Source organism: Microbacterium sp. NPDC055502 (genome assembly GCF_053643635.1).
Genome location: NZ_JBSHKJ010000001.1, coordinates 1,930,926 through 1,950,166 on the forward strand (window position 1 = coordinate 1,930,926; position 19,241 = coordinate 1,950,166).

23 protein-coding genes are annotated in these 19,241 nt (G+C 73.5%); 3 read left to right on the forward strand and 20 right to left on the reverse strand.

Features of this window, described 5'->3' with window-relative positions:
- Nucleotides 1-3: 3 nt before the first annotated feature.
- Genes fliQ through ACWH95_RS09485 form a run of 8 tightly spaced genes read right to left on the reverse strand, consistent with a single transcriptional unit; the run spans nucleotide 4 to nucleotide 5,149 of the window.
- Entirely contained in the window at nucleotides 4-276 is a 273-nt protein-coding gene (gene fliQ / locus ACWH95_RS09450) for a flagellar biosynthesis protein FliQ (protein ID WP_136029649.1), read from the reverse strand.
- Complete coding sequence (fliP, locus tag ACWH95_RS09455) at nucleotides 273-1,088, reverse strand: flagellar type III secretion system pore protein FliP (protein WP_206251678.1); 816 nt, start codon at nucleotides 1,086-1,088, stop codon at nucleotides 273-275. Before fliP ends, fliQ begins: the two co-directional genes overlap by 4 nt.
- Nucleotides 1,085-1,588 (reverse strand): flagellar biosynthetic protein FliO, encoded by a 504-nt coding sequence (locus ACWH95_RS09460; protein WP_454120576.1) that lies wholly within the window; start codon nucleotides 1,586-1,588, stop codon nucleotides 1,085-1,087. Before ACWH95_RS09460 ends, fliP begins: the two co-directional genes overlap by 4 nt.
- Before the next feature lie 50 nt (nucleotides 1,589-1,638).
- A complete protein-coding gene (gene fliN / locus ACWH95_RS09465; protein WP_136031168.1) occupies nucleotides 1,639-2,298 on the reverse strand; it encodes a flagellar motor switch protein FliN in 660 nt (219 codons plus the stop codon).
- On the reverse strand, nucleotides 2,295-3,230 hold the full coding sequence (locus ACWH95_RS09470) for a flagellar motor switch protein FliM (RefSeq protein WP_205814364.1): 936 nt from the start codon (nucleotides 3,228-3,230) through the stop codon (nucleotides 2,295-2,297). Before ACWH95_RS09470 ends, fliN begins: the two co-directional genes overlap by 4 nt.
- A 43-nt stretch (nucleotides 3,231-3,273) precedes the next feature.
- Nucleotides 3,274-4,083 (reverse strand): OmpA/MotB family protein, encoded by an 810-nt coding sequence (locus ACWH95_RS09475; protein WP_136031172.1) that lies wholly within the window; start codon nucleotides 4,081-4,083, stop codon nucleotides 3,274-3,276.
- A complete protein-coding gene (locus ACWH95_RS09480; protein ID WP_136031174.1) occupies nucleotides 4,080-4,892 on the reverse strand; it encodes a motility protein A in 813 nt (270 codons plus the stop codon). Before ACWH95_RS09480 ends, ACWH95_RS09475 begins: the two co-directional genes overlap by 4 nt.
- Entirely contained in the window at nucleotides 4,892-5,149 is a 258-nt protein-coding gene (locus ACWH95_RS09485) for a flagellar FlbD family protein (RefSeq protein WP_454120577.1), read from the reverse strand. The genes ACWH95_RS09480 and ACWH95_RS09485 overlap by 1 nt, the downstream gene beginning before the upstream one ends.
- Before the next feature lie 272 nt (nucleotides 5,150-5,421).
- Here ACWH95_RS09485 and ACWH95_RS09490 point away from each other — a divergent pair, with 272 nt between their 5' ends.
- Together ACWH95_RS09490 and ACWH95_RS09495 are read left to right on the forward strand one after the other, a co-directional pair.
- Complete coding sequence (locus ACWH95_RS09490) at nucleotides 5,422-6,780, forward strand: M23 family metallopeptidase (RefSeq protein WP_378803452.1); 1,359 nt, start codon at nucleotides 5,422-5,424, stop codon at nucleotides 6,778-6,780.
- 141 nt (nucleotides 6,781-6,921) lie between these two features.
- On the forward strand, nucleotides 6,922-8,133 hold the full coding sequence (locus ACWH95_RS09495; RefSeq protein WP_454120578.1) for a Fic family protein: 1,212 nt from the start codon (nucleotides 6,922-6,924) through the stop codon (nucleotides 8,131-8,133).
- A gap of 17 nt (nucleotides 8,134-8,150) precedes the next feature.
- Here the strand turns inward: ACWH95_RS09495 and ACWH95_RS09500 are convergent, their stop codons facing one another.
- Nucleotides 8,151-9,455 (reverse strand): FAD-dependent oxidoreductase, encoded by a 1,305-nt coding sequence (locus ACWH95_RS09500; RefSeq protein WP_454120579.1) that lies wholly within the window; start codon nucleotides 9,453-9,455, stop codon nucleotides 8,151-8,153.
- 84 nt (nucleotides 9,456-9,539) lie between these two features.
- On the opposite strand from ACWH95_RS09500, the gene ACWH95_RS09505 reads away from it, so the two are divergent.
- Nucleotides 9,540-9,881 (forward strand): ArsR/SmtB family transcription factor, encoded by a 342-nt coding sequence (locus tag ACWH95_RS09505; protein WP_454120580.1) that lies wholly within the window; start codon nucleotides 9,540-9,542, stop codon nucleotides 9,879-9,881.
- A gap of 80 nt (nucleotides 9,882-9,961) precedes the next feature.
- Here ACWH95_RS09505 and ACWH95_RS09510 read toward each other — a convergent pair whose 3' ends face one another.
- From ACWH95_RS09510 to ACWH95_RS09560, 11 genes are read right to left on the reverse strand one after another with little or no spacing between them, the layout of a single operon-like run.
- Nucleotides 9,962-11,122: a flagellar hook protein FlgE gene (locus ACWH95_RS09510; RefSeq protein ID WP_136034174.1), complete on the reverse strand. Its 1,161-nt coding sequence runs from the start codon at nucleotides 11,120-11,122 to the stop codon at nucleotides 9,962-9,964.
- A 25-nt stretch (nucleotides 11,123-11,147) separates the two neighbouring features.
- Nucleotides 11,148-11,606: a flagellar hook capping FlgD N-terminal domain-containing protein gene (locus tag ACWH95_RS09515; protein ID WP_136037090.1), complete on the reverse strand. Its 459-nt coding sequence runs from the start codon at nucleotides 11,604-11,606 to the stop codon at nucleotides 11,148-11,150.
- A 14-nt stretch (nucleotides 11,607-11,620) separates the two neighbouring features.
- Nucleotides 11,621-13,174, reverse strand: a complete 1,554-nt coding sequence (locus ACWH95_RS09520; RefSeq protein WP_454120581.1) for a flagellar hook-length control protein FliK — start codon at nucleotides 13,172-13,174, stop codon at nucleotides 11,621-11,623.
- Complete coding sequence (locus tag ACWH95_RS09525; RefSeq protein WP_454120582.1) at nucleotides 13,171-13,593, reverse strand: hypothetical protein; 423 nt, start codon at nucleotides 13,591-13,593, stop codon at nucleotides 13,171-13,173. The genes ACWH95_RS09520 and ACWH95_RS09525 overlap by 4 nt, the downstream gene beginning before the upstream one ends.
- Nucleotides 13,590-14,882, reverse strand: coding sequence for a FliI/YscN family ATPase (locus ACWH95_RS09530; protein WP_454120583.1), 1,293 nt, complete (start codon nucleotides 14,880-14,882; stop codon nucleotides 13,590-13,592). The genes ACWH95_RS09525 and ACWH95_RS09530 overlap by 4 nt, the downstream gene beginning before the upstream one ends.
- Nucleotides 14,879-15,487 (reverse strand): FliH/SctL family protein, encoded by a 609-nt coding sequence (locus ACWH95_RS09535; protein WP_378803457.1) that lies wholly within the window; start codon nucleotides 15,485-15,487, stop codon nucleotides 14,879-14,881. The genes ACWH95_RS09530 and ACWH95_RS09535 overlap by 4 nt, the downstream gene beginning before the upstream one ends.
- Entirely contained in the window at nucleotides 15,477-16,481 is a 1,005-nt protein-coding gene (fliG, locus tag ACWH95_RS09540) for a flagellar motor switch protein FliG (protein ID WP_247638446.1), read from the reverse strand. Before fliG ends, ACWH95_RS09535 begins: the two co-directional genes overlap by 11 nt.
- Entirely contained in the window at nucleotides 16,478-18,103 is a 1,626-nt protein-coding gene (fliF, locus tag ACWH95_RS09545) for a flagellar basal-body MS-ring/collar protein FliF (RefSeq protein WP_454120584.1), read from the reverse strand. The genes fliG and fliF overlap by 4 nt, the downstream gene beginning before the upstream one ends.
- On the reverse strand, nucleotides 18,103-18,408 hold the full coding sequence (fliE, locus tag ACWH95_RS09550; protein WP_247638447.1) for a flagellar hook-basal body complex protein FliE: 306 nt from the start codon (nucleotides 18,406-18,408) through the stop codon (nucleotides 18,103-18,105). Before fliE ends, fliF begins: the two co-directional genes overlap by 1 nt.
- Nucleotides 18,405-18,800: a flagellar basal body rod protein FlgC gene (locus ACWH95_RS09555; RefSeq protein WP_136031062.1), complete on the reverse strand. Its 396-nt coding sequence runs from the start codon at nucleotides 18,798-18,800 to the stop codon at nucleotides 18,405-18,407. Before ACWH95_RS09555 ends, fliE begins: the two co-directional genes overlap by 4 nt.
- Complete coding sequence (locus ACWH95_RS09560) at nucleotides 18,797-19,138, reverse strand: flagellar basal body rod protein FlgB (RefSeq protein ID WP_136031061.1); 342 nt, start codon at nucleotides 19,136-19,138, stop codon at nucleotides 18,797-18,799. Before ACWH95_RS09560 ends, ACWH95_RS09555 begins: the two co-directional genes overlap by 4 nt.
- Between the last annotated feature and the right edge of the window lie 103 nt (nucleotides 19,139-19,241).

Here is a 19,241-nt window from a genome sequence, read left to right on the forward strand (position 1 = left end):
CGCTCACCCGCTCAGCAGTGCCGGGATCCGGGCGAACATCTCGTTCGTGAAGGCGATGATCTCCGCGATCATCCAGTTGCCGGCGATCAGCAGGGCGATGCCCACCGCGACGATCTTCGGCACGAACGACAGCGTCACCTCCTGCACCTGGGTGATGGACTGCAGCAGCGAGATCGCGAAGCCCACCACGAGCGCGGTCACCAGCATGGGCGCGGCGAGCTTGGCCGCGATGAGCAGCCCCTGCGCGCCGATGTCGAGCACGGCCTCCGGGCTCATCCCACACCTCCGTAGCTCTCCAGGAGGGCCTTGATGATGAGCCCCCAGCCGTCCACGAGGATGAACAGCAGGATCTTGAACGGCAGCGAGATCATGACCGGCGGGAGCATCATCATGCCCATCGACATCAGCGCGGCCGCCACGACCAGGTCGATCACCAGGAACGGCACGAAGATCACGAAGCCGATGATGAACGCGGCCCGCAGCTCCGAGATCATGAACGCGGGGATCAGCGTGTACATCGGCACGCTCGCCGCGTCGTCGGGGTTGTCCTGACCGGCCATGCGGGTCATGAGCGCGAGGTCCTCCTCGCGCGTGTAGTGCAGCATCCACTCGCGCAGCGGGCCCTGGCCGATGTCGACCGCCTGCGTGAACGTGAGGGCGCCGTCGATGTAGGGCTGCACCGCGAGCGTGTTGATCTCGGTGAGCACGGGCCACATGATGAACAGCGACAGGAACAGCGACAGGCCCGCCAGCACCTGGTTCGGCGGGATCGTCGGCAGCGACAGCGCGTTGCGGGTCATCGCCAGCACCACGAAGATCTTCGTGAACGACGACATCATCAGCAGCAGCGCCGGAGCGACCGACAGCAGCGTGATGCCGAGCAGCGTGAGGATGGAGCCGGACGGGCTGCCGTCGACGCCGTTGATGTCGATCGAGACGCCCTCGCCCTGGTCGTCGGGCAGCACCTCGGCGTGCGCGGGACCGCCGCTGCACAGCACGAGCACCGCGACCACGAGCAGCACCGCGGCCGCGACGGCGAGCAGCCGCCACGGCGCGCGACGAGGCTCGACGGCCCGGGCTGCGGTCATCGTGCGCGCCGGAGGGCCTCGGCGGTCTGCCGCCAGGTGTCGGGGGAGAGGATGGAGCCGCGCAGGGGGTCGTTGCGGTGCCGCACGCGACGGCGCAGCTCGGTGCCGTCGCCCGGGGTCGCGGGGCGTGCGGGGGTGCCGGTGAGTGCGGGGGTCGCGGGCGTGCCGGAGGTCGCGGGGGTCGCGGGGGTCGCGGGGGTGCCGGTGAGCGCGGCTGCGGCGAGGATGCGCTCGAACTCCGCGGCGTCGGCGGCGGCGTCGCGCGGTGCCGGCCCGGTGGGCGGGGCCGCGGGCTCCGGGCGCAGCGGAAGGCGGTCGACCACGCTCACGCCGTGCTCCGTGACACCCAGCACGTAGCGGGCGTCCTCGGTCTGCACCACCACGAGCTGCGCCTTCGCCCCGAGGCCCTGACGCCCCAGCACCGTGATCGGCTCGGCGTCGCGCTTGCGCGACTGGGTCTTCGCGACCCGGCGCTGCAGGAACCACAGCAGGCCGAGCACCGCCGCCAGGGAGAGCCCGACCCGCAGGGCGAGCAGCAGGTCGTCCAGGGTCAGGCCTCGACGTTCTCGAGGATGCGCGTGATCCGCACCGCGTAGTCCTGGTCGACCACCACGACCTCGCCGTGGGCGATCGTGCGGCCGTTCAGCTTCACGTCCGCAGGGGCGCCGGCCGAACGGTCCAGCTCCACGATGCGGCCGGGCTCCAGGTCGAGCACGTCACGCACGGCCATGCGGGTGCGGCCGATCTCGACCGTCAGCTCCATCTCCACACCGGCGATGCGGTGCAGGCGGCCGTCGCCGCCGGCGGGTCGTGCCGGGCGGTGGGTGATGCGCACGGCGAGCCGGCCGATCGTGCGCTCGCCCTCGTCGACCAGGTCGAACAGCTGCGCGTGCGGGTCGGCGAACAGCGCCGACGCATCGCCCGTGGCGGCCTCGCCCAGCACGCCGGGGCCCAGGGCGGTCACGGCCGCCTCCAGCGCGTCGAGCAGCCGGTCGGCGACGGGCCGTCCCGCCAGGCCGTCGATCAGCGCGTCGGGGTCGAGCAGCTGCACGGCGAGCTGGGCTCCGGCTTCGCCGACGAACTGCACGACGACCGCGTCGCCGGTGTCGCCGGAGGCCTGCGACGCCCGTGCGGTGACGGGCGCTGCCGTGGGGAGCCGGGCGGCGAAAGCGGCGGCGACGGCGGATTCGTAAGCGGTGGTGCTGGTCACGCGGACTCCTGAGCGGCGGGGGCGGATGCGGGGACGGTGGTGGTGACGACGCACGCGAGGCGCGCGCCGGAGCTGCCGACCGCGGCCGTCGCGACGGTCTGATCGCCGACCGTGAGCAGCAGCGGCCGGTCGGCGGAGTGGGGGAGGGCGAGGAGGTCGCCGACCGCGAGGTCGAGCACCTCGCGCGGCAGGACCGAGCGGGGGGCGAGGCGCAGTGCGACCTCGACGGGCGCGGCCTCGACCTGGCGGCGCACGAGGCCCGGGGTCTCCGCACGGTCGGTGAGGGCCTCGCGCACGGCGAACCCGGACAGCACGGACGCGGGCAGCATGATGCTCGCCGGCACCGTGCGCCCGCCATGCCGCATCGACAGTCGCGCCACGATCACCGGCTCCCCGGCGGCCGCGACCTGCGCGAACTGCGAGCTGTACTGGATCCCGGCGACGGTGACCCCGGTGGGCAGCAGGCCGTCGAGCGCGGCCGCGAGGTGCTCCGTGGCCTCCGTCACGAGGGAGCGCAGCAGCGCCTGCTCGATCGGCGTGAAGGTGCGGTCGTCGACCGTCGCGGTCGAGCGCCCTCCCACCATCTGCACGATCCATGAGGTGGCGGTGGAGGTCGGCACCTGCAGGATCATCCGCTCGTCGGAGTCGGGCAGGGCGCACACGATCATGGTCGTGGTGGTCGGCAGCGACTGCGCGTACTCGCCGTAGGTGAGCATCCCGACGTGCTCGACCGCGATGGTCGCGCGCACGTGGATCCGGCCGGACAGCTGCGCCGACCACTGCCTGGCGAACGTCTCGAACGCGAGCTCGAGCGTGCGCGCGTGCTCGCGCGACAGCGTCGCCGCACGGCCGAAGTCGTACACCTCGACCTCGGCGGTCGCTGTCGCCGTGCGTGCGCGCACCGCGGAGCGCGCACCGTCATCCCTCACCACGTACCCGACTATCGGGCGGCGGAGGGCGTGCGTTAGGGAGGGGTCAGGGGGAGGTCTGCGCCGCGCCCGCGGCGGGGAGCAGCGCTCGCACCTCCTCGCTCGCATCGGAGAGGACCACGATGTCGACGCGGCGGTTCTCGGCCAGCTGCTCCGGGGTGCTGCCGGCGACCACGGGACGGGTGTCGCCGAAGCCCACCGACTTCAGGTGCGCGGGCGGCAGGCCGGCCGACTCCACCAGGTAGCGCAGCACCTGGGTCGAGCGCCCGGCCGACAGCTCCCAGTTCGTCGGGAACGGCGCGACGGAGCCCCGGGCGTCCGCGTGGCCCTCGACCGAGATCTCGTTGGGCGTCGTGACCAGCACCGATCCCAGCGCGTCGAGCACCTGCGTGGCGGCGGGGCTCAGCGCGGTGCTATTGGTGGTGAAGAACGTCTCGGCGCTCACCAGGCCGATCGTGAGGCCGCGCTCGTCGATCGTGAAGGTCACGTCGGCTTCGAGGCCGCGCTCGGCGAGCACCTGCCGCAGCCGGTCGCGCAGCGCCGACAGCTCGTCGAACTCCTGCTGCGCCGCCGCGGCCTCGGTGTCGGCGAAGTCCTGGCCCTTCTCGTCCACCAGCTCGGGCGGCACCACGACACCGGTGACCGCGTCGATGTCCTCGGAGGGCTCCTGCCCGAAGCCGGTGGCGAGCGACGCGCTCAGCGCCTCGAACTTCTCCTGGTCGACGGTCGACATCGCGAACAGCACGATGAACATGCACATCAGCACCGTGACCATGTCGAGGTACGACGCCATCCAGCGCTCGTCCGGTCCGCTGTGCTCGGACTCGGTCACGCGGCGGCGTGCGCGCACGCTCATGAGAACAGGTCCTCGGCGTCCTCCGCGGGTGCGGGCTGCTCGGTGCGGCGCGAGCGTCCGCCGGACCGGTCGGACACCAGCGCGCCGAGGCGCTCCCGCACCAGCTGCGGTGCGGCGCCCGCCTGGATCGCCAGCATGCCCTCCATCAGCACGGTCATGCGCTCCAGCTCCAGCTCGCCCAGGCGCTGCAGGCGTCCGCCGATCGGGAGCCAGATGAAGTTGGCCGACAGCAGGCCCCACAGCGTCGCGACGAACGCGGCCGCGATCATCGGGCCGAGCGTGTCGGGCTTGTCGAGCTTCTCCAGCACGTGCGTCAGCGACACGACCGTGCCGATGATGCCGACCGTGGGGGCGAAGCCGCCCAGCGTCATGTAGAAGCGCGAGGCCGTGCGGTTGCGGGCGGCGGTCGAGGTCAGCTCGTCCTCCAGCAGCACCCGCAGGTCTTCCGCGTCCGTGCCGTCGGCGATGCTCTGCAGTGCCTGCCGGAGGAACGGGTCCTTCTCCTCGTCGAGGCCCTGCTCCAGGGCGAGCAGCCCCTCCGACCTGGCCTTCTCGGCGTAGCCGACGACCGTGTCGATCATGCTCTGCGCGGTGCGGCGCTCGCCGCGGAACGCCCGGGGGAGCGACTTCACCGCGTGCAGGGCGTCGCGCAGCGTGCCGCTGGCGAGACCCACGGCGATGGTCGCGCCGAACACGAGCACCATCGGGGCGGGCAGGAGCAGCGAGCCGATGGTCGCGCCCTCGAGGTTGATCATGGCGATCAGGGCCCCGAACGCGAGGACCAGACCGAGGATGAGCGACGGATCCATCAGGCCTCCGCCCCGGCGGTGGCCGTGTCGACGGTGTCCGTGTCGACGGTGTCCGTGGCGACGAGGGCGGCGGCGGTGGCGAGCACTCCCGCGCGGAAGCGCGTGATGCGGGCGATCACGTCGTCCATCGTCTCCGTGACGACGAAGGTCGCGCCGTCGACCATGATCAGTGTCGTGTCGGGCGTGGCCTGCACACGTTCGATCAGGTCGGGGTTCACCGCGAACCGGGTGCGGTTCAGGCGCGTGAGGACGATCATGGGCTCCATCCTGGAAGGCTGTTCTCCGTCCGGAGACGGAGAACAGACGGCCCGTCCTGGGCTGTCGGGAGGGACTGTCGGCCGTGCGGCGCGACGCGTTAGGGCGCGGGGGGCGCGACGCGCCGACGACGCCCCGACCTGGCGCGTGCGCCGTGTCGCAGGCGGCCGGGCGCGTCGACCGGGGTCAGCATGGACGGGACCGGACCCGACCGAGAGCGCATCGACGTGCGCGCGGCGCCGGAGGCGGCCAGGAAGAGAAGGAGACGCACCCCGTGAAGCAGCGAACCCCGCAGACGGCGGCCGAGACGGCGGCGGAGGACTGCGGGTGCGCCCCGACCCCCGCCGAGCGCGAGTCGCTGTGGCGGGTGAACGTCAGCCGCCGCGGCGCCTTCGGGCTCGGGGCGCTCGGCGTGGTCGCGCTCGCCGCGTTCGGCGTGGGCACCGGGGTGTCGGCCGCGTACGCCGCGACCTATCCGAGCTGGGACGACGTGCAGCGGGCCAAGAACAACGAGGCGGCCAAAGCGGCCGAGGTCTCGCGCATCGAGGGGCTGATCCAGTCGCTCACCCGCAAGGTCGCGGAGACGCAGGCGGCGGCGCAGGTCGCGTCGGACGAGTTCTACGCCGCCCAGCAGGCCTACTTCGCGGCGATCACCGAGGCGGACAACCTCCAGGCGGAGGCCGATGAGCAGTCCGCGCTCGCCGAGTCCTCCGCGAAGAAGGCCGGACAGATCGCGGCGCAGCTGTACCGCAGCGGCGGAGACGACACGTCGCTGCAGCTGTTCTTCGCCGGCTCCGGTGCGAGCGCCGACCAGCTGCTGTCGCGGCTCGGGACGATGGACAAGTTCCTGCAGTACAACCAGTCGGTGTACGACAACGCCGTCGCGGCGCGCAACGCCGCCCAGTCGCTGAGCGACCAGGCCGCGGTCGCCCGCGATGAGCGCGACCGGCTGCAGCAGGTCGCCGAGCAGAAGATGGAGGCGGCACAGCAGGCCGCGGAGGCCGCGCAGGCCGCGCTCGACGAGCAGTCGGCGAACCTGGCGACCATGCAGGCGCAGCTCGCGGCCCTCAAGGACACCACGGCCACCACGGTCGCGCAGTACCAGGCGGGTGTCGCGGCGCGCGAGGCCGAGGAGAAAGCCCGACGGGAGCGTGAGGCCGCGGCGGCGGCCGCGGCGGGCGGCGGCAACGGCGGCGGGGGAGGCTCGGCCGGTTCGGGCGGCTGGGTGCGGCCGCACGGCGGGGCCCGCAGCTCCAGCTACGGACCCCGCACGTCGATCTGCGGCCCTCGGGGCTGCTCGTCGAGCTTCCACTACGGCGCCGACCTGGCGAACGGCTGCGGTGCCGCGATCTACGCCGCGAACTCCGGCACCGTGGACTACGCCGGATCGAACGGCAACTACGGCAACTACGTGCGCATCCAGCACGGCGGCGGCGTGAGCACGGGCTACGCGCACATCAAGAACGGCGGCATCATCGTGCGCCGCGGCCAGTGGGTCAACGCGGGCCAGGTCATCGCGTACGCCGGAGACACCGGCCGTTCGTTCGGCTGCCACCTGCACTTCGAGGTGTACATCAACGGCGGGTACACGAACCCCGTCCGCTTCATGGAGGACCGCGGCGTCTACGTCTGACCCCGCGGAGGCGCGGCGATCCACCCGGTGGCGGGCCCTCTGCGCAGCCCGCCTGCCACTCGGATACGAAGGCGGAGCAGCGGCCGCGTTACTGAGGTTTATGGATGCTAAACCTCAGTAACGAGTGCGATAATGAGGGTTATGAGCGAATCTGCCTCCGCCCCCACCGCGTGGCCGCCGCACGGCAGCGAGACGTTGACGTGGCGCCAGCAGGTTCGCGGCGGCACCCGAGCGGATCGGATGCTGACCTCGGTCGAGGCGTCCATCCCGCCGCTGATCGCTGAGCTCGAATTCCGCACGGCCACTTCGACGGCGGTCGAATCCGAGGCCGCTCTGCTGGCTGTGGTCCTCGCCGATGCCGACGCCGAGGGGCACTCGGCGGCGATGAGTCGATTCATGATCCGTACCGAGTCGGTTGCATCGTCGAAGATCGAACGGATCACGGCAAGCGCGACGGACTACGCCAAGGCGCTCGTCGGCAACCGCTCGAACACGTCCGCCACGAGCATGGTCGCGGCGAGCACCGCGTTGCACACCCTGGTGGAGGTCGTCGGTGAACGCGGGGCGTTCTCCCTTGACGACCTCCTCACCGCGCATACGGCGCTGATGGAGGACGACCCGCTCGAAGCGAGCTTCGCCGGGCGGCTCCGCGACATGCAGAACTGGATCGGGGGGAGCGATCACTCGCCGCGTGACGCGCTGTATGTACCGCCCGCGCCCGAGCGGGTCCCCGCGTTGATGGAGGATCTCATCCGCTTCCTCAATCGCGACGACATCCCGGTGATGGTGCAGGCGGCGATCGGGCACGCGCAGTTCGAGTCCATCCACGCTTTCACGGACGGCAACGGCCGGATCGGTCGTGCTCTGGTCTCGGCGGTGTTCCGTCGACGGGGCGTCACCCGCTACGCCGTCGTGCCCCTGGCCAGCGGACTCCTGGCGCGACGGGACGCCTATTTCGAAGCCCTCGGGACCTACCGGAAGGGCGATCCCACTCCGCTCATCGTGCTCTTCGCGCGGTCAGCCCGTGCCGCGGCCGTCTGCTCGCGGGAGTCCATCGCGCGGATGACCGCACTTCCCGCGGAGTGGGAGGCGGAGCTGCGCCCTCGTGCGGGATCCGCCGTCGCGGTTCTGATCGCGGCGTTCTATGATCACCCGGTCATGGCGGCCGGCGAGATCGAGCAGCGCGCGGGTGCCTCCGAGACGCAGACGTACAAGGCCATCACCCAGCTCGAGCAGGCGGGGTTCATCCAGGAGATCACCGGCCGCAAGCGAGACCGCGTCTGGGTGGCCGCCGAGCTCCTGGCCGAGCTCGACGACCTGGATCGTCGGATCCAGCGGGCAATGCGGGGGTGACCCAGTAACGCCCCGCGTCAGCCCACGCTGACCGGGCGCGAGCCGAGCTGGAGCACGGTCGGCGCGCCGCAGCAGCCGCCTCCGGCCTCGGCGTCGAACCCGCCCGCACCGCCGCACACCCCGGTGGCGGGGAGCGCGAGCTCATCGCGCGCGGCGGCCTCGTGGTCGCCCGCGAGGTGCGCGACCACGCTCCGGACCTGTTCGAAGCCGGTCAGTGCGAGGAACGTCGGCGCCCGGCCGTACGACTTGGCGCCGACGACGAACAGGTCCTGTTCGGGCTGGGCGAGCTGTCGCGCACCGGTGGCGGGCACGGAGCCGCACGAGTGGATGTTGGGGTCGATGTCGGCGGCGATGCCGGCGACGGCGTCGAGGGTGGGGTCGAGGGCGATGCGCACCTCGCGCAGGAAGCTCGTGTCGGGCCGGAACCCGGTGAGCGCGAACACCTGGGCGACTCCGGCGATCTCGCGGCCGTCCTCCGCGTGCACCGAGAGCGTGTCGCCGCGGGAGGCGAGCTCGGCGACGCGGAACCCGGTGACGAGCTCGACCGTCCCGGCGTCGACCACCTCGCGCGCGCGGCGGCCGAGGGCGGCGCGCTCGGCGAGGTCGTCGGCGTCACCTCCGCCGAAGGTGTGCCCTGTGCTGCCGCGCCGCAGGAGCCAGGTGACGCGGGTGCCCGGTTCGCGGCGGGCCAGGTCGGCGAGGCGGAGCGCGGTGTGCGTCGCAGAGTGCCCGGCCCCCACGACCACGACGTGCCGCCCGGCGAACGCGGACACGTCGTCGGGGATCCGGTACGAGACCCGGTCGGCGGCTGCGGTCTCGCCCAGGGCGGGGAAACCGTCGGCGCCCGCGGGGTTGGGAAGGCCCCAGGTGCCGCTCGCGTCGATGACCGCTCGGGCGACGATGCGGCCTTCCACGCCCTGGCGGTCTCGCGTGTGGACGACGAACGGCTGCGCCGCCCGGCCGCTGTCCACGACCCGGTCTCGTCCCTGTCGGGCGATCCCGGTGACGGTGGTCTCGTAGCGCACCCGCTCGCCCAGGCTCGCGGCGAGGGGCGCGAGGTAGCCCTCGACCCATTCGGCGCCGGTGGGGTACCCGCGGCTCGGCGCGACCCAGCCGGTGGGTTCGAGCAGGCGGCGCGCCGCCGCGTCGGTCAGCTCGGGCCACGCGGAGAACAGGCGCACGTGCCCCCATTCCGCCACGGCGGCCCCGGCGGCGTCGCCGCGCTCCACGACGATCGCGTCGAGACCGCGCTCGGTCAGGTGGGCGGCGGCGGCGAGGCCCTGCGGGCCGGCTCCGATGACGACGACGGGTAGTGCGGACATGCGATGCTCCTCGTATCGATGAATATCAATACGAGGAGCATCACGGATCTATCGAAGAATGTCAATACGTGAGAGACTGGACAGGTGAGTCTCCCCACCGTGATCGACCAGACCGCGTGCGGCGTGCCGCGGGTGACCTCCGCGCTCACGCCGCACGACGCCGAGCGGGCGGCGCGCGTGTTCAAGGCGATGGGCGATCCGACCCGGGTCCTGCTGCTGTCGCTCATCGCGGGCAGCCCGGAGGGGGAGGCGTGCATCTGCGACCTCACCGAGCCCGTCGGACTGTCGCAGGCGACCGTGTCGCACCACATGAAGCTGCTCGCCGAGGCGGGACTGGTCACGCGTGAGCAGCGCGGGCGGTGGGCGTACTTCGCGGTGAACGACGAGGTGCTCCGCGCCGCCGCCGACGCGCTCCGCCCGGCCTGACGCTCCGCCCGCTCCACAAAGCCGTACGAGACGGGAGGGCCCCCGACGCGCGGTGGACCCTCCCGTGCGACCCCGCGGGATCAGCGCTTGAGGTTGGTCAGCTCCTGCAGCACCTCGTCGCTCGTGGTGATGATGCGTGCGTTCGCCTGGAAGCCGCGCTGGGCCACGATGAGGTTCGTGAACTCCTGCGACAGGTCGACGTTCGACATCTCCAGCGCGCCGCTGATGATGCCGCCCAGGCCCGCGGTCCCGGCCTGACCGAGCTCGGGCTGACCCGAGTTGCCGCTCGGGCGGAACTGCGAGGAGCCGACCTTCTCGAGTCCGCCGGGGTTGACGAAGCCGGCGAGCGCGATGCGGGCGAGCACCTGGGTGTCGCCGTTGCTGAACGTGCCGACCAGGCTGCCGTCGTTGGTCAGCGCGTAGGAGGCGAGCGTGCCGGCCGGCTTGCCGTTCTGCTCCTTGAGGGCGAGGTCGCTCACGTCGGCGAAGCCGGTCACGGCGGACAGGTCGACCGTGATGCCGCCCGACACGATGCTGCCCGCGCCGTTCTGCTTCCCGTCGGTGAAGGTGAGCGAGGTCGTGGCACCGGCGCCGTCGGCCACGTCCCACCCGGTCGCGGTGCGGGTGAACGTGAGGCGCAGCGTGGTGGCGGCGCCGTCGGCGTCGTAGGTCTTGATGTCGCGGACGAGGGTCTCACCCACGGCGGCGCCCGAGGGCAGGTTCCCGGTGGCGCGGGCGGTCGTGGTGGCCGCGGCGGGGCTCAGCGCTCCGACCGGGAGGGTGATGTCGCCGATGCCCTGGCCGGGAACGATCGCGCCGTTCTGCGCCGTCCAGCCCTGCACGAGCGCGCCGCCCGCGCCGACCAGGCGACCGGTCGCGTCGAACGTGAAGCCGCCGTTGCGGGTGTACAGGGTCTCGCCGCCCGACCGCACCACGAAGAAGCCGTCGCCCGAGATCATCAGGTCGGTGGGCACACCGGTCGGCTGCGGGGCGCCGCCGGCGAAGTTGGTGCTGATGCCGGCGACCTGCACGCCGAGGCCCACCTGGGCGGGGTTCTGACCGCCCTGGGCCTGCTGCGGCAGCATCGAGTTGCGCAGCAGCTGCGACAGCGAGTCCTGGAACTGCACGGACGACGCCTTGAAGCCGGTCGTGTTGACGTTGGCGATGTTGTTGCCCGTCACGTCGAGCATGGTCTGGTGCGAGCGGAGGCCGGAGATTCCGGAGAAGAGCGAGCGGAGCATGGTGATGCCTTTCTGGGGAGAGGGGTCAGGCAGCGGAGCCGGGAGCGAGGGAGACGCCGGAGACGGCGTCGAGGGGGATGGAGACGTCGCCGATCATGACGAGCGGCACCGCCCCCTTGTAGGACACCGCGGTGACGATGCCCTTCTTGGTGGTGCCGTCGGCGTCGACGTACTGCGCCTCGCGCCCGATCAGCGCGGCGGCGGTCTGGCGCATGCTGAGCGCGAAGTTCTCGGTGGTGGTCGTCGACAGCGCGGTGAGCTGCTCCATCGAGGCCAGCTGCGTGGTCTGCGAGATCATCTCGTTGGTGTTCATGGGCGAGCTGGGGTCCTGATTGGTCAGCTGTGTCACGAGCAGCTTCAGGAACACCTCGGAGTCGAGGGTCTTCTTGCGCTCGGATGCGGGGGTGGTGCTGCCCGTCTGCACGCCGGACGCGGGTGTGCTGCCCGGGGGGATCGTGCCGGGGATGGAGTCGACCGTGGTCATGGGGTCCTCTCTGATCAGGCGTAGACGTCGATGCCGCCGTGCGGCGGGGCGGTCGGGACGGGCGTCGGTGGTGCGGGCGAGGTCGACGGCAGGGGCCGCGCGGCCGCGGGCTGCCGGTCGGTGCCCTGGCCCCCGGCGGCGCCCTGGCCTCCGGTGGTGCCCTGGCCTCCGGCGGAGGGGCCCTGCGGGGTGGACGAGCCGGGGCCGTCCGACGACGAGGCGAGACTCAGGGTGGCCTGGGGCGCGGCGACGGCGAGGTCGCGGCGGAGGTCGGCGAGGATCGCCCGCAGCGCCTCGCGGCCGAGCTCACCGGGCGCCTGTAGCTCGATGCGGATCGCGGCGCCGGAGATGTGGGCGCGCACGGTCACCGGTCCCAGGTTCTCGGGCGACACCGTGAGCGTGATCCGGTGGTCGCCGTCGGACGCGCGGGCGAGCGAGACCACGGGCGCCGACAGCTGCGGCAGGAGCGGGGTCCGTGCCGCGGCGGCGGGCGCGGCGGCGGGTGGAGCGGCGGCGGAGGCGGGGCTGCTCGGGGCGACCGCGGCCACGGGGGCTGCGCCCTCCGACGCGGGGGACGGACCGGCGGCGGGGCTCGCGGTCGCGGCGGTGGCGGGTGCGGATGCGGGGGTCGTCGCGGAGTCGGTGGCGGCGTCGGGGGCGGAGCCGGTGTCGCCCGGCACGAGGCGCAGGGGCGGTGCGGTCTCGGTCGTCGCGGCGACGGGCGCGGGGACGGACGACGTGGTGGAGGGCACGGGAGTCGCAGCTGCGCCGGGCGCGGGGGTGGCTGCTGCGGCCGCGGGGGAGGGCGCGGCGGCGGGCGCGTGCGCGGGGGAGGCAGCTGCGGGGGAGGCAGCTGCGGGGGAAGCGGCTGCGGGGGAGGCGGCTGCGGGGGAGGCGGCTGCGGGGGAGGCGGCTGCGGGGGAGGCGGTCGTAGCCCCCACCGGGGAGTCCGCCCCGTCCGCCGCGGTCGCCCCGAGCGCGGAACCGACGGCACCCGGGAGCGGCGCGGGAGCAGTCGCCGGAGCGAGGGCTGTCGCCGCGGTCGCGGAGGGTGCGGGCGCCGCGCGGACGGGGAGGGCGTCGGCGTCGGCGCGGAGTGCGCGTGGCGTGTCGCCGCCCGGGGCCATCCCACCGGAGGCGGTGTCACCCGCGGGCGTCGCGACCTCGGGCACCCCGGGTGCCGCGGGGCCGGTGCCACCCGCGAGCGTGCCGTCGGCCGGGGCAGCGGGGGTCGCCGCAGCGGGGGGTGCGGGCGGCGCCGCGGCGGGGGCGGGGTCGAGGTCTCCGGCGCCGGCGCCGGCGGGGTCGGCCGGCGCCGGGCGCGGCTCGGTCGGGGCGGCCGTCCCGGGGGCGGACTCCGCGGACGGAACCGGGGTCTCGGCGGCATCCGCGGATGCCGTCGCGCTGCGACCGCGATCCTCGGCGGCGTTGCGGCGCTGGGCCGAGCGCTCGGCATCGCGCACCGCGTCGGCGAACGCCGCGGCCCCCGCCGACGGCGCGGCCGCCGGGCCGCCGGAGGGGCGGGGTGCGCGCGCGCCGAGCGCGCCGAGGAGGTCGATCGGGGTCACCGGGGCTCCTCCGTCCGCGTGCGCGTGCCGATCTCGTCGAGCTCCGCCTGCTCCGCGTGCAGGTCGGCGGCACGGAGCTCGGCCGCGTGGGCGTCGGCCAGGCGCTCCAGGCCGCGCAGCGTGCGGCGGGCGTCCGCGTGCTCCGCGCGCGCCTCGGCGACGGTCTCGTGCTGCAGTTCCGACAGCGTGCGCAGGTCGGCGAGCAGCGCGCGGCCGGCCACCCGGGCGGCGGCGAGCGCGGCGAGCGAGCGCACGTCGACGGCCTCGGTGTCGGCGCCGGACAGGTGCGCGCGCAGGGCCCGGTCGCGCGCCTCGGTGTGCTGCGCGTCGATCACGGCCCGCGACAGCCGCTGCGCCGCGGCACGCTCCTGGATCTCCCGCACGCGCAGGAGACCGGCCAGCGAGAACGAACGACTCATGCGACCCCCTCGAAGGCGCCGACCAGGGCGTCCAGCCGGCGCCACGACTCCTCGATGTCGCAGGTCTCGTCGAGCGACTGCGTGAGGAAGGCGGAGATCTCCCGCTCGTGCGCGATGGCGGCGTCGATCCGCGGATCCGCTCCCGCGTGATACGCGCCGATGTCGATCAGGTCGGTGGCGCGACGGCGCGCGGCGAGCACGGCCCGCAGCGTCGCGGCGTGCGCCCGGCGCTCGGCCCCGGTGATCTTGCCCGCGACGCGCGACACCGAGCCGAGCACGTCGATCGCGGGGTGGTGGCCGGACAGCGCCAGGGCACGGTCGAGCACGACGTGGCCGTCGAGGATCGAGCGCACGGCATCGGCGATCGGCTCGTTGTGGTCGTCGCCGTCGACGAGCACGGTGTAGATGCCGGTGATCGACCCGGTGCGGTCGGTGCCGGCGCGCTCCAGCAGCCCGGCGAGGATCGAGAACGTCGACGGCGGGTAGCCGCGCGTGGCCGGGGGCTCGCCCGCCGACAGCCCGATCTCGCGCTGGGCCATCGCCACGCGCGTGAGCGAGTCCATCATGAGGATCGCGTGGGCGCCGTCGTCGCGGAACGCCTCGGCGATGCGCGTGGCCGTGAACGCCGCCCGGATGCGGGCCATGGCCGGCTGGTCCGAGGTCGACACCACCACGACCGACCGGGCGAGGCCGGCAGGTCCGAGGTCGTCCTCGATGAACTCGCGCACCTCGCGTCCGCGCTCGCCGACCAGCGCGATCACGGTGACCTCGGCCTCCGTGCCGCGCGCGATCATCGACAGCAGCGACGACTTGCCCACCCCGGAGCCCGCGAACAGGCCGACGCGCTGACCGCGGCCGACGCTCACGAGCGTGTCCAGGGCGCGCACGCCCAGGGGGAGCGGGGCGGTGATGCGGTCGCGCTCCAGGAGGGAGGGCGTGGCGTGGTCGAGGCTCACGGTGGGGGCGCCGAGCGGGCCCTTGCCGTCGATCGGGCGGCCGAGCCCGTCGAGGATCCGCCCGAGGAGCGCTCGTCCGGTGGGCACCCGCACCGGACCGCCGCTGCCGCGGACGGGCGCGCCGACGGTGAGCCCGGCGACCGGGGCGAGCGGCATGCACCGCAGCCCGTCCTCACCCGTGGCCGCGACCTCCGCGTCGATGCCGTCGAGCGTCACGACGTCACCCACCGCGCCGTCGAGTCCGCGCACGTGCACGCTGAGCCCGCGCACTCGGGTGACCTCGCCGATGCGCTCGGGTCGTACGGCGTCGCGCACCGCGCCCCAGGCCGTCATGTCGCGCTCCCGTCGAGCGCGCGGCGGGCACGGTCGAGCGCGGCGGAGACCCGGGCGTCGACCACCCCGTGCTCCGGCACCGCGACGGCGTCTCCGCGGTCGAGCGTGGCGTCGGCCACGAGGGTGAAGCCGTGGCCGGCCGTCTCGGGGTCGCGCTCCAGCACGCGCAGGTCGTCGGGGTGCACCCGGACGGTGCGGGCGGCCGCGGCCTCCGGGGCGGCGAGCACGCGGCGCAGTGCGGCGGCGGCGGAGGCCCCCGGTTCGCTCAGCTCGGCGGCGAGGATCAGCTCGGCCAGCTCGATCGCATGACGCAGCACCTGCTCGTGGGCGACCGCGGCGAGCTCCTGCTCGCGCGCTGCGATCGATGCGGTGGCCGCGTGGAGGGCGGCCACCGCGGCGGCGGTCTCGTGCGCCCTGGCGGCCTCACGCTGCGCCCGCTGCTCCTCGGCCGCCCTGGCCTCGGTCTCCGCCTGGGCGGCACCCGCGCGGTAGCCCTCCGCGTGGCCCTCCGCGTAGCCGCGACGGCGTGCACGCTCCTGCTCGGCGCGGTGGTCGGGGCCGCCGAGCCGCGGGAAGGCCGCGGGGGCGAAGGCGTCAGTAGACATATTCGTCCTCGTCGGCGCGCTGCACCGTGATGTCGCCCGCCGCCTCCAGGGCTCGGATCGTGCGGACGATCTCGGCGCGTGCCTCCTCGACCTGCGACATGCGGACGGGGCCGAGCGTGCGGGCCTCCTCGTCGAGGTTCTCCCTGTTGCGCTCGGAGACGTTGCGGCGGATGAGGTCGACGATGGGCTGCGGGGCTCCCTTGAGGGCCAGCGCGAGCGAGCGGATGTCCATGCCGCGCAGCACGCGCTGCGTGTCCCGGTCGTCGAGCTTGACGATGTCGACGAACGTGAACATGCGCGAGCGGATGTCCTCCGCGAGGGCGCTGTCGCGGTCTTCGATGCTCGCCAGCAGCGCCTTCTCGATCGTCGCCCCGGAGCGGCCGATGATCTCCACGAGCGGCTCGACACCGCCCAGCACCTCCGGGGCGTCGCGCGACGCGAAGCTGCCGGTGCGCGACTTGAGGGCGTCGGCGACGATCGCGATGGCCTCCTGCGACGCGGTGCCCATGGTCGCGATGGCCTGGGCGACGTCGGTGCGGGCGGGGTCGGGGAACGCGGCGAGCACCGCGGCGGCCTGATCCGCGGAGAGGTGGGCGAGCACGAGCGCGACGGTCTGCGGCAGCTCGCCGTCCAGCAGGGTGGCCAGTTGCGCGGGGTCGGCCGAGGCGAGGAACTCGAACGAGGCGCTCATCGAGGTCGAGCCGACGCGGCCCAGCACGGCCGCCGCCCGTTCGGCGCCGAACGACGCCTCCAGCAGTCCGGCCGCGATGTCGCGTCCGCCGCGTGCGGGCGGCAGGTGCCCGGCGGCGATGCGGTGGAACTGTCCGAGTGCCTGCGCCGTCGTGGCGGCGTCGAGGTCCTGCAGCCCGATGATCTCCGCGGCCACCGCCTCCGCCTCGGCCTCGGACAGGTGCTTCATCACCTCCACCGCCTGGGCGCGGTCGAGGTTCATGAGCACGACCGCGGCGGTCTGCCGGTCGGTCAGCCCGGTCACGCGTGCGACCGATCGTCGATGAGGGTGCGCAGCAGCTCGGCCGTGCGCTGCGGGTCCTGCCGGGTGAGGGCGCCGATCTCGGCGCGGCGGCGCTCGAGGCTGACCTGGGCCGGCTCCGGGTCGGGCTCGGGCTCCGGGTCGAGGTCGGGCGCCGGCTCCAGGAACGCCAGCGGGGTGGTGGGGGCCTCCAGCACGGCGGTGGGTGCGTCGGCCGACAGCGCCGACAGGGCGGGCGGCCGGTCGCCGAACAGCTGGTCGAACTCCTCCACGCGTCCGGCCCGACGGCGGGCGCGGATGATGAACGCGGCGATCGCGGCGATCAGGGGGATCGCGATGGCCGCGGCGATGATGACGGTGTTGAGCAGGGCGGCCTGTCGTTCCGCGTTCTCGGCGTCCTTCGCGGCCTGCAGCGCCGCCTGCGCGGACTCGGCGTCGGTCTTGCTGAACGCGACCAGCTCGACGGTGAGGTCGTCACCGCGGGCGCGGTCGATGCCGGCGGCCGTGGACACCAGGTCGCTGAGCTGTGCGGAGCTGAGGTCGCCGCCCGCCCCGGCGTCGACGGCGACCGACACCGACTGCCGCAGCAGCGTGCCGGCCGGGGTCGAGGTGCTCTCGGTGGCCTTGTTGACCGCGTTGGTGCGGCTCTGCTCGGTCGCCGACGACGTGCCGCCGTTCTCGCTGGGCACGGCGATGTTGTCGGGGCCGAGCACGCCGGCCTCCGAGCTCGCGCCGTTCTGCGTCTGGCTGCGGGTCTCCTCGGTCAACGGCGGGGCGCCCTCGGCCGGGGTGTAGGTCTCCTCGATGCGCTCGTTCACCGACCGGTCGATCTCGGCGACCACCGTGACGGTCGCGTTGCCGGGGCCGACCACCGTGTCGAGCATCTGCTGCACGCTCGCCGTGACGCGCGCCTCGTAGTCGCCCGCCTGCTGGTCGAGGCCGCCCGTCGAGCCGACGCCGACGGCCGACAGCGTGCGCCCGGTCTGGTCGACCACGGCGACGTTCTCCGGCTTCATGCCGCTGACCGCCGCGGAGGTGAGGTGCACGATCGCCTCGACCTGCTTCTGGTCGAGGGTGCTGTTGCCCGCGGTCTCCACGAACACGGAGGCGGTCGCGTCGACGGTCTCCGACACGAACACGCTCTCCTCGGGGATCGCGAGCTGCACGGAGGCGGCGGAGACCCCGTCGATCGCGGAGATCGTGGCGGCGAGCTCGCCCTCGATGGCGCGCTTGTACGTCACCGACTGCTGGAACTCGGAGGTGGTGACGCCCATGTCGTCGAGCAGTGAGTAGCCGGCGCTGTTGGCGCTGGGCAGTCCGGCGGATGCGGCGGCGAGGCGCTGGTCGTACACGTCCTTCTCCGGCACGAGGACGGTGGCGCCGCCGTCGGCGAGCTCGTACGGCACCGACGCGGAGCGGAGCTGCTCGACCACGGCGTTGGCGTCGGTCGCGCTCAGCCCGGAGAACAGCGGGGTGTAGGTGGGGCGGGTGAGCCAGCTCGACAGGGCGATGATGCCGAGGGCGAGCACGGCGACACCGATGATGGCGATGGTGCGCTGGGCGAGCGAGAACCCCGCGATGACACGGCGGATGCGCCGGAACGCACCGGCGACGGCCGGGGGCATCAGGCCTGCATCCGCATGATCTCGTTGAACGCGTCGACGCCCTTGTTGCGCACGGCGGCGACGAGCTCGAGCGTCACGGCCGCGCGCGACGACGCGATCATGGCCGCGTGGATGTCGTCGAGGTCGCCCGTGACCGCGGTGACCTTGAGCGCGTCGGAGTCGGACTGCAGCGAGCGCAGCTCGTCGATCGCGCCCGTGACGCTGTTCGCGAAGGCGGAGCCGTCGGTCGTCTTCGCCCCGGTGACGGGGGAGGTGGTGAGACCGAGGGACGAGGCGACGGCCTCGATTCCGGAGACCGCGCTCATGCGTTGCGTCCGATCTGCAGGGCCGACTCGTAGGTCGTGCGGGCTCGGTCGACGATCGCCGCGCTGGCCTGGTAGCCGCGCTGCGCGAGGATGAGCTGGCTCATCTGGTCGCCGAGGTCGATGTCGGGGTAGCGCACGTAGCCGTTCGCGTCGGCGAGGGGGTGGTCGGGCTGGTGCACGAGGCGGCCCTCGGCGCTGCCCTGCACGGTGCCGGCGACGTAGACGCCCGGCGACTGGGCGCTGGTCTGCGCGAGCACGTAGCGCGCACGGAACGCGGCGCCGTCGGTCGAGCGCACCGTGTTGATGTTGGAGATGTTGTCGCTGATGGCGTCGAGCCACTTGCGGTGCACGGTCAGCCCGGTGCCGGCGATGCCGATCGCGTCGAAGGTCATGAGGTCCTCATCGCGGTGCGCATGGAGGAGAACGAGCCGTTCACGGCCTGCGTCGCGAACTGGTAGCGCAGCATGGTGTCGATGCTGGAGAGGGTCTCGGTGTCGAGGTTGACGTTGTTCCCGTTGAGCCTGGTCGGCTCCAGCGAGGTGCCGACCGTCGCCGACACGCGTCCGTCGCCGCGGGCGATCGAGTCCGCGAGGGCCTCCTCGAACCGCACGCGCTTGGCGTGGTAGTCGGGGGTGTTGATGTTGGCGATGTTGTCGGCGATGGCCCGCTGGCGCAGCGAGAGCCCATCGAGCGCACTCGTGAGTGCGGTGATGGTGACAGAGTCGAACACGAACCGGCTCCCCGTGTGTGGTGGAAATGGCCGATCCCTGGCCGAGTCTTGCGAGCCATCCGTGCTCACGGTGCACTGTCGGCAGGCAGGCCGGGTGCGTTAG